Origin of the sequence: Acinetobacter sp. YH12151, assembly GCF_013418355.1 — a bacterium.
GTDB classification, from domain to species: Bacteria; Pseudomonadota; Gammaproteobacteria; order Pseudomonadales; family Moraxellaceae; genus Acinetobacter; species Acinetobacter pseudolwoffii.
Genome location: NZ_VPCG01000018.1, coordinates 54,836 through 63,739, shown reverse-complemented (window position 1 = coordinate 63,739; position 8,904 = coordinate 54,836). Strand labels below are relative to the sequence as shown.

Annotated in this window: 9 protein-coding genes and 1 pseudogene; 3 read left to right on the top strand and 7 right to left on the bottom strand. The window is 44.4% G+C overall.

The genetic code is table 11. The features are described from left to right. A pseudogene (locus tag FTU82_RS08685) lies at nt 1-110 on the top strand (IS701 family transposase); the annotation flags it as partial. A 120-nt stretch (nt 111-230) separates the two neighbouring features. Here FTU82_RS08685 and FTU82_RS08680 read toward each other — a convergent pair. The 4 genes from FTU82_RS08680 to FTU82_RS16195 form a co-directional block, all read right to left on the bottom strand. Further along, the gene (locus FTU82_RS08680) at nt 231-905 is read right to left on the bottom strand and encodes an LrgB family protein (RefSeq protein ID WP_005098028.1); all 675 of its coding nucleotides are present in this window, start codon (nt 903-905) and stop codon (nt 231-233) included. A 9-nt stretch (nt 906-914) separates the two neighbouring features. After that, the gene (locus FTU82_RS08675) at nt 915-1,286 is read right to left on the bottom strand and encodes a hypothetical protein (RefSeq protein WP_005098027.1); all 372 of its coding nucleotides are present in this window, start codon (nt 1,284-1,286) and stop codon (nt 915-917) included. A gap of 35 nt (nt 1,287-1,321) precedes the next feature. After that, nucleotides 1,322-2,662 carry a ribosome rescue GTPase HflX gene (hflX, locus tag FTU82_RS08670; RefSeq protein ID WP_005098022.1) on the bottom strand — a complete coding sequence of 447 codons (1,341 nt, stop codon included), beginning with the start codon at nt 2,660-2,662 and terminating at the stop codon, nt 1,322-1,324. A 77-nt stretch (nt 2,663-2,739) separates the two neighbouring features. Beyond that, nucleotides 2,740-2,871 (bottom strand): hypothetical protein, encoded by a 132-nt coding sequence (locus FTU82_RS16195; RefSeq protein ID WP_005098021.1) that lies wholly within the window; start codon nt 2,869-2,871, stop codon nt 2,740-2,742. 189 nt (nt 2,872-3,060) lie between these two features. Between FTU82_RS16195 and FTU82_RS08665 the strand changes: the two genes are divergently transcribed. Further along, nucleotides 3,061-3,867, top strand: coding sequence for a 1-acyl-sn-glycerol-3-phosphate acyltransferase (locus FTU82_RS08665; RefSeq protein ID WP_005098020.1), 807 nt, complete (start codon nt 3,061-3,063; stop codon nt 3,865-3,867). A gap of 294 nt (nt 3,868-4,161) precedes the next feature. On the opposite strand, the gene FTU82_RS08660 is transcribed toward FTU82_RS08665, so the two are convergent. After that, nucleotides 4,162-5,796, bottom strand: coding sequence for a phospholipase D family protein (locus FTU82_RS08660; protein ID WP_180101253.1), 1,635 nt, complete (start codon nt 5,794-5,796; stop codon nt 4,162-4,164). Between the two features lie 101 nt (nt 5,797-5,897). Between FTU82_RS08660 and FTU82_RS08655 the strand changes: the two genes are divergently transcribed. Further along, a complete protein-coding gene (locus FTU82_RS08655; protein ID WP_074383501.1) occupies nt 5,898-6,908 on the top strand; it encodes a metallophosphoesterase in 1,011 nt (336 codons plus the stop codon). Between the two features lie 24 nt (nt 6,909-6,932). On the opposite strand, the gene FTU82_RS08650 is transcribed toward FTU82_RS08655, so the two are convergent. Next, the gene (locus FTU82_RS08650; protein WP_100357973.1) at nt 6,933-7,334 is read right to left on the bottom strand and encodes a hypothetical protein; all 402 of its coding nucleotides are present in this window, start codon (nt 7,332-7,334) and stop codon (nt 6,933-6,935) included. A gap of 130 nt (nt 7,335-7,464) precedes the next feature. After that, a complete protein-coding gene (locus FTU82_RS08645; RefSeq protein WP_074383499.1) occupies nt 7,465-8,772 on the bottom strand; it encodes an MFS transporter in 1,308 nt (435 codons plus the stop codon). Nucleotides 8,773-8,904 lie beyond the last annotated feature (132 nt).

Genomic DNA, 8,904 nt, shown 5'->3' with positions numbered 1-8,904 from the left:
AAAATGTATATCGTTGGCAGAAGAAATTATTTAGACCAGTTATCAAAAACTTCATTGATGACTTTATTCTCGATAAAAATCATCTGCTACCACAGAGAATCTATAAATAATAGTGCGTAAGTCCTATAATTGAACCTTTTTCATATTTCTGTTCCTTGAATAAAATTGTTTTATGTTTGTATATTAGGAACGATTAAAGCACAAAACAAACAATTAAAATGATTCACTAGTCACATTTTTTGCAAATAAAGTATAAAAGTAGGCAGCCAGATGGCAGTAAACACCGCATTGACTGCCATACCGAAAGCGGCATAACGTCCCGCAACACTGCCACGCTGCCAGGCCTGAGCTGTACCAATCGCATGTGCTGCCAATCCTAAGGCCAGTCCGGAAGCACGTTCATCATTGATATGCCGCAGGATAAACGGTGAAAATGCTGCGCCAATCACTCCGGAAAGAATCACAATCAGAATCACCATACTGATTGGAGCATCCAGTAAGGTGGCGATATTAATCGCAATGGGTGTCGTCACCGCCCGAGTCGCGAAAGCCATAATATCTGCGGAAGACATATGCAACAGATACGCCAGTCCCATTGGCAGGGCGACAGCACTGATACTGGCAAAAACCAAGATACCGATAATCGCTTTTAGTGGTAAGTCATCATAGCGCATTGCAGCCAGTGGAATGGCCAGGGCGACGGTCACATAGCCAAGTAAATGATTGAAGAGCGGATTCACTTGATCCATGTAATTTTGATAAGGAATCCCGAGCACAAATAAAATTGCAAGCACAAAGAACATGCTAAATACGATGACAGGAATTTGCGGGATGATCCGGTTACAGGGTTTGGCAATCAGATAGGCCATCAGCGTGACCGCAAAGCCATATAAAATAGATAACATGCGGTACTCCTATAACCAGCGCTTGGCCATTTTGGCGTAAATCCATAAAGGAATCAGGGTGCTGAAAAACATGATGAATAAAAATGCCGGAATTTTCTGGCCCATATGGACCAGCATCATCAGTGCACCTGCACTGACAGGCAGGAAAGCAAAGGCGCTTTCCTTCATCAGCTTGTTATTGGTGTCTACGAGACGAGCGGGAAGTTTACCGAAATAGCGCCAGGTAAAAAGGGCAATCAATAAGCTGAGCAATCCTACCAGATTGCCCAATTCAGGATGATCCAGCTGGGTCATGAGCCAGACGGATGCTTCCCGAAAGACAATAATAAGTAACAGGGTGCCGATCCATGCTGGCCAGTCTATTCGTTTTATCCAGTTCATTCGTATGATCAATTATTAAGTTTACTTATCAAGTTTTACTCGATCTTTGACCGGATTTCAAACGCTTCCAGTGGACGTTGAAACTGCTGTGCCTGTTTTCCCAAAATTTCATCTAAAGGTAAATGCGCCTGTTTAATCAGCTGCTCCAGTTTTTGTGCTGCAATCCGAATATGTAAATGCAGCTGACCTTCATCATCATAATGTTCTGACTGGATTACATTTAAACCATAAAGCTGGTTGCGCAGCTTGCCGTAGGCGGGTTTCAGAATCAGGTCAAAGGATTGCAATTGTCCCATCAGGGCTTCATGTACCGCTTTACGCAGCAGGTCGATCCCTTCGCCACTATGTGCTGAAACATAGACACGTTCTGGCTCACCCGGGCGTCGATAAATAATTTTGGCCTCATCGCCGCTACAGTCAATTTTATTGTAAACCTGCAGGATCGGAACATCGGCACCAATTTCTTTCAGGACTTTTTCAACCGCTTCAATCTGCTCCAGCATTTCTGGACTACTTGAATCGATGACATGCAGCAACAGGGTAGCTTCTACGGTTTCTTCCAGGGTCGCCTTAAAGGATTCAACCAGCGAGTGGGAAAGATTGCGAACAAAACCCACCGTATCTGCCAATACCAGATTACCGATGCCATCCCATTCCAGACGTCTTAAAGTCGGGTCCAAGGTGGCAAAAAGCTGATCGGCTGCATAGACATCACTCTTGGCCAGCAGGTTAAACAGGGTCGATTTGCCGGCATTGGTATAACCGACCAAAGACACAGTGGGGACAGCTGCTTTTTGACGGGCAATACGACCTTGCATTCGGGTCTGGCGGACTTTATCAATTTTGGCTTTCAGTTGTCCCATGCGAATACGCAGTAAACGACGGTCAGTTTCAAGCAGGGTTTCACCCGGGCCACGCAAGCCAATGCCGCCTTTTTGGCTGTCGAGATTGCCACGGCTGCGAATTAAGCGGGATGATAAATGTTGCAGTTGTGCCAGTTCGACTTGCAGCTTGCCTTCATAGGTACGGGCACGCTGGGCGAAAATATCTAAAATCAGTTCGGTACGATCGACCACACGGCACTTGATGACCTGTTCCAGATTACGGGCCTGGGCCGGTGTCAGGGCATGATCGACAATGACCAGATTGGCGTCCAGTTCTTTTACGCGTTCGGCGATTTCTTCTGCTTTGCCTGACCCGATAAAAAATTTGGCATCCGGTTTGACGCGTTGAGCATGAATATGTTCCAGAATTTCGGCATCTGCAGATTGCGCCAGCAGATTAAACTCTTCAGCATCAAGGTCATCCAGCATTTGTACGCTGACACTCACCAGAATGACGCGTTCTTTCCCCCGATGTTGTTCTAAATATTCCACTCAGGCCAATCTCCACTTGAAAGCTTTAGTGTAGTTGAAAAAGAGCGAGGCAGATACTGAATTAGCGCGGCTTTGGTTTAAAGTGCGGTGACAAACAGTTGTGCAAGTGTTACCAGTACAGCGGCATAGATACAGGTACCACCCAAAATATATTTGAGCACTTGTAAAGGCTGAAGCTTTTCATTCGCAGGCTGGGTTTGATCTGGCATGGCAGCGATTCTTTTTAATCTAATATTCCGATGTTTTTATTCTAAATGATTTATTAATCCAATTAAAATTGAAGATATAGATCTTATTGGTCGGTTTTTATTATCAATGCATGTTGCGAATGAACAGTATAGAATGAGTTTAATTCGTGGATATTCCCTGTATCTAGCTTAGGATTTAGTGACGTTTTTATGAACCCAACTGTACAAGATCAAACATCTCACCGACATGGCTTGGCAAAATTCTGGCTTTATACGCGAAAAGTAACAGCTTCACTGGCTGTTATCAGTGAAGGGTTCTATTTGGTTTTCCGTCACGGTTTATACAAAAATCCGAACAATCCAACGAATACCCGTTATGTGCAACATTTTTGTCGACAGTTGTGCAAAGTATTCAATATAGAAGTCCAGGTGCACGGCGAAATTCCGCGCGAACCCGCTTTATGGGTGAGTAACCATGTGTCCTGGCTCGATATTGCAGTTTTAGGTTCAGGGGCACGCGTATTTTTTCTGGCCAAAGCAGAAATTGAAAACTGGCCAATTCTGGGTAAATTGGCCAAAGGTGGCGGCACTTTATTTATCAAACGTGGTTCTGGTGATTCGGTGCGTATCCGCGAACAGATTACCGGATTTTTAAAACAGAATATTCCCGTATTATTTTTTCCTGAAGCCACCACTTCAGATGGGCGAGCCATTAAAAAAGTACACGGCCGGATTTTGGGTGCTGCGATTGAGGCACAGCGTCCTGTGCAAATTTGCCTGATTTGTTATGTGAATCAGCAGGGCGACCTCGATGTGGTTGCGCCGTTTATCAATGACATCAGTTTTGCAGCCCATGTCAAAAAAGTACTGGAAATGCCACAAGTGATTGCACATTTAGTGGCTTTACCTGCAATCGCAACTGAGGGGCACACTGTTGAAAGCCTGACCCGTGTGGTACAGCAAACCATGCAGGCTGGCTTGGTGGAGTTGCAATCGCGTGTACTAGAAAAGACTTAATAAAAAACAACTGGATGAGAAATTTAGGCATTTGATATCTATTCTTGGGAATAGACGTGTATAGCCTTATCTTTGCTTTAAACATTTAAATGGCTTTGTGTTGGCGAAACTCTACTTTTGACAGACCAAAAGTAGGCAAAAGTCTTTATTAGCCATACACGACGTCCTGTCGTGATAGATAATATGTGACATCCTTGCCACACTCGAATGTCTGAAACTTGGGCAAATCCATGAGAAGCAGGCAGCGTTAAATAAGAGGCTATTTTAAATAGTTCAACTCAAGCTGTTTGTCACTTACATAAACCCTTCGATCGGCAACCAGGACATCAGTTTAAGTCCAGCTTTTTGGTACCATCTTATTCCGGGTTCTTTGGTGAAGGTTTTAACCTCTCCATTGGCTTTCTTGATTTTCCAGTTAATATTCTGGTTGGCATCCAGCACCAGTTTATAGGCATATTTACTTAAGTTCTGATCCATGGTTTGGTGCACTGCCTGTGCTAAAGAGGGACTATTCAGTAAGACACCAATTTCAGTGTTGAGATAGGCAGAACGTGGATCAAAGTTAAAAGAACCAATAAACACCTGTTTTTGATCGATTGCCATCAGCTTGGCATGCAGGCTGGAGCGGCTTAAACCTTTCAGGCTGACTTTGGCTTTTTTGGAAATTTCCGCTGTATTGGCATTGAGATGATCGGCATCTGGCGCTGCAAGAAACTCATACAGCTGCACATCATTTTCTAATAAATCCTGACGATATTTGGCATAAAAGGCATGTACCACGGCAACATCATTGGCTTTAAACGAATTGGTCAAGACACGGACCTCGATATTTTCATCCGCCAGTTTCTTTAAACGATCTGCGCCAATTTTTTCCGGAACAAAATAGGCAGAGACAATATCAACACTTTGTTCAGGTTTTTCCAGATGTTGTAATAACTGGAAGTTGAGATGTTCTTCGGCTTTGGCCTTGGCCTTGATTTTGCTTGGAGGATCTTTGACCACTTCGGCTTCGACCCAATCCAGTTGAATGTTTTGTTCCAGCCATTGGTCAAATGCTCTGGAACGATTGGCCAGATCCAGATAATTCTGTGTGGCCTGATCCTGACTGTGCTTTTCCAGTTGTTGCTTCAGGCTTGGAAAGCGTAAGCCATGATGGCGCGGATTGACAATCTGTTGCACCGGATAGGCATAATCATCATTCCAGTATTCATCGAAGGAATGAATGATTTCATCTGAGGCTGCACCGACCAGCATCACATCGACATCGGAAAACTGATAAATTTCACTGACATTATAATACTGGTTACTCATATTGCGTCCACCAATCAGGGCAATCTGGTTGTCGGCAATAAAGCTTTTATTATGCATGCGGCGATTAATACGCTTTAAATCCAGCACCATGTCCATGGCACGATATTTTCGAAAACGGTAGGGATTATACAGTTTGACATCGATATTCTGATGCTGGTTTAAGGCCAGATAAATGCCTTCCATTTTCTTGGCATTATTGTCATCCATTAACAGACGCACTTTTACGCCACGATCTGCCGCCTGAATAATCGCATGCAGGGCAAGGGTGCCAATCCGGTCGTTGTCCCAAATATAATATTGTAGATCCAGACTACGCTCGGCCTTGTTAATCAGCTGGATACGCGCACCCAGTGCTTCGAGTGGGTCATAGAGCACACGATAACCGGTCAGGCCGATGTTCTGTTCACGTAAAGGTTCAACAATTTGCGCCAAACTGGTTTGTGAGGTATCTGTTTCAAATGCCATCTGGCTAGGCTGCTCAGTTTGCTTGGGCAAAGTACTGCATGCAGGAAGACCCAAGATCATGCTACAGCTCAGTAAAATTCCAGCTTTATAGCGGTAAATTGATGAAAAGCAGGAAAATTTTGAATGAGCTTGAGCGAGGGAAGCAGTGGCCATATAAGTCGAAGAATGAAAAATTAGAATTGAGTATAATTGCCAGCTATGAAAAGATAAATATAAAGCCAGTAATCAGCTTCTCGACTCGACAAGGCAAATCTATGTGGGATACCAGTTCCGTACTTTTTTATTTTTATTTAGGCATGGCCATTCTGGCCATCTGGGCTGTGTACCAGGCATGGTCGAGTCAATCTCGTACCGAGACTATTCATCCATTTAAAGCATTTTGTCATTTGTTGGCTTTTTACCTGTCCTATTTACTGGTTCCACTGGTGTTCTTCAGTATTTATGCCGGATGGAGTGGTTATTATTCCTTGCATGAAGCTGTTTTTGTATTTTTGATCAGCGCCGTCTTGAGTTATGCACGCTTTATCGAGCCGCATTTAATTCAAGTGAAAACGACACAATATCAGATCAATGCGGATAAACGCTTAAAGCAACCCGTCCGGATTGCCTTGATTGCAGATTTACATATCGGTCTGTTTTCTGGTCATGAACGGCAGTTGCGACAAATTGTGCATAAGTTAAATCATGTTCAACCCGATTTGGTGGTGGTGGCCGGGGACTGGACTTATGAGCCGGAAAATAAACTGGCACAAGAACTGGCAGTTTTAAAAGAAATTCATGCCCCAGTCTATTCCGTCAATGGCAATCATGACGAGCAATATCCGGGACCACCGATTCAGGAACTGTTGCGTTATGCACTGCAAGTCAATCAGGTCATGGATATTGAAGGGCAAATTGTCGAATTTGATGAATTTCGGCTCTTGGGTGTGGGCGATCTCTGGGCAGGTAAAGCCGATATGCGCAGTCTGCCAGATTTACCTCAGGACAAGCCTTGGGTCATTTTGTCGCATAATCCCGATACGGTGGATATGATTCCCAAATTGCCGACACGTCCTCTCATGCTGGCTGGACATACCCACGGCGGACAGGTGGAATTGCCTTGGCTGACCGATTATGTCATGAAAAAAGTATCAATTTTGGGGCACAAGAAGGGCATGTACCGTCATGAACATGCAGATGTGTTTGTCACGGTTGGCACCGGTTTGGTCGGCGTACCTTTTCGTTTTAGAGTACCACCCACCATTGATATTATTGAACTGATCTAAATGGAGATATTGTCCTGTTCAGCTTTAACTGATGATCCAGATCAGGATCAATAACAGCACTGCAATGGCTGCCAGAATCCAGATTTTATTTTCAATTTTTCGGGTTGGGACGTCTTCACGTAATTGTCGTGCGGTGATTTCAGCTTCTGTGGGGGTATTCAGGCTCGGATGGGTCGGAATTTCAAGGGGAGGCGTTACCAGGTCAATCTCACCCGCATCATCACTAAAGCGCGGTCCTGTGCTTTCAGTTTTCATGACCACATCGTGCTCACGGACAATTTCCTCAATCACTTGCAGCGCCTGGATTTCATCCAAGGTCGTGTGCTCGGTGATATAGCGAACGGCCTCTATTTTTTTATCATCTTCCAGCAAAATAATAATATTGACCAACTGTTCCTGGGTTAGGGATTCAATAAGTTCCTGCATTGCCTTGCCTCATTGTCTGGTTGAGTCCATTTGATTGTTGAGCAAATTTAACGAGATAAGTAGCAGAGTTTTGTTGTGAAATCATAAAAAAGCCAGCATCGAATGCTGGCTTTTAAATCAAACTAAGACTTTAAATTTGATTATTTACATCATCATTCTTGGTTTCACGAATCAACAGAAATGCAATCAGTGACAGGATTGATGCTGCGGTCAGGTAATAACCGACTGCAGACAGACCATAAGTTGTTGCCAGTTTGGTGGCAATCAGCGGAGCAAAGGATGCACCAAAGATGCCTGCCAGGTTAAAGGTCAATGCAGAACCGGTATAACGTACTGAAGTCGGGAATATTTCAGACAATACAGTACCGATTGGCCCATAGGTTAAGCCCATGATCGCCAGACCAATACACAAGAACAGGAATACCACCAGCGTGCTGCCAGATTCCAGCATATCTGCAAAGAAAATCCCGAAGATGGCAGAGATAACACAGACTGCAATCGAGGTGGTTTTACGGCCAAATTTCTCGGCCAATACTGCAGAAAGTGGGATAAAGGCAGCAAAACATAGGGTTGCAACCAACTGCAATTGCAGGAATTCTTCACGAGAATAACCTAGCTGTTTAGTACCCCATTGCAATGCAAATACTGTGGTGAGGTAGAACACCACGAAGGTACAGATTGCAGCGATGGTGCCGAGTACCAGCATGCGAGAATGTTTTTTGAAGACTTGAACAAATGGAATGTTCACTTCTTTTTGTTTATCTAGCACCTTTTGGAATGCCGGGGTTTCATGCAGTTTTAAACGAATCCATAAACCGACAATCACCAGCAAGGCACTTGAGATAAATGGAATACGCCAGCCCCAAGCCATAAAGTCAGCCTCAGACATGAAAGCGCCCAACGTCAGGAAAGAACCTGTTGCCAGAATAAAGCCGATTGGAGCACCCAGTTGCGGGAACATGCCATACCAGGCACGTTTACCTTCAGGTGCATTCTCGGTGGCAAGAAGTACTGCACCTGACCATTCACCACCCAGCCCCAAGCCCTGACCTAAACGACAGAGTGCAAGCAAGAGTGGTGCAGCAATCCCGATTTGCGCATAAGTGGGCAAGAGGCCAATCGCAACGGTGGAAATACCCATGGTCAGCAAGGCAGCGACCAATGTGGCTTTTCGCCCGATCCGGTCACCCAAATGACCAAAGAGTGCCGCACCAATCGGGCGGGCAATAAAGGCAATGGCGAAAGTGGCAAGCGACTGAATGGTGGCAGTCATCGGATCTGTACTTGCAGGGAAGAACAGATATGGAAAAATAATGACAGCAGCAGTGGCATAGATATAAAAATCGAAGAACTCGATTGTAGTACCGACCAAGCTCGCGGTTAAAACGCGAAATTTTGAATTTTGTGCTGGCTGAGCAGCAGAATTAGACGACGCCATGAAGAACCTTACACTTACTAAAAATAAAAAAGCTTAGTTTTAAAAGCGTAATCTTTTTAAAAAAGGCGTAATTTTTTAAAAAAACAACTGCAATCTTCTCGCTTTAACTCGCTCAGGGTCACTGAAATGAAA

What these genes read in the sequence shown, in the direction of transcription:
- FTU82_RS08660 (WP_180101253.1), bottom strand. Translation starts at nt 5,796, where the DNA reads ATGGCCACTGCTTCCCTCGCTCAAGCTCATTCAAAATTTTCCTGCTTT.
- FTU82_RS08665 (WP_005098020.1), top strand. Translation starts at nt 3,061, where the DNA reads ATGAACCCAACTGTACAAGATCAAACATCTCACCGACATGGCTTGGCA.
- FTU82_RS08680 (WP_005098028.1), bottom strand. Translation starts at nt 905, where the DNA reads ATGTTATCTATTTTATATGGCTTTGCGGTCACGCTGATGGCCTATCTG.
- FTU82_RS16195 (WP_005098021.1), bottom strand. Translation starts at nt 2,871, where the DNA reads ATGCCAGATCAAACCCAGCCTGCGAATGAAAAGCTTCAGCCTTTACAA.
- FTU82_RS08675 (WP_005098027.1), bottom strand. Translation starts at nt 1,286, where the DNA reads ATGAACTGGATAAAACGAATAGACTGGCCAGCATGGATCGGCACCCTG.
- FTU82_RS08655 (WP_074383501.1), top strand. Translation starts at nt 5,898, where the DNA reads ATGTGGGATACCAGTTCCGTACTTTTTTATTTTTATTTAGGCATGGCC.
- FTU82_RS08650 (WP_100357973.1), bottom strand. Translation starts at nt 7,334, where the DNA reads ATGCAGGAACTTATTGAATCCCTAACCCAGGAACAGTTGGTCAATATT.
- FTU82_RS08645 (WP_074383499.1), bottom strand. Translation starts at nt 8,772, where the DNA reads ATGGCGTCGTCTAATTCTGCTGCTCAGCCAGCACAAAATTCAAAATTT.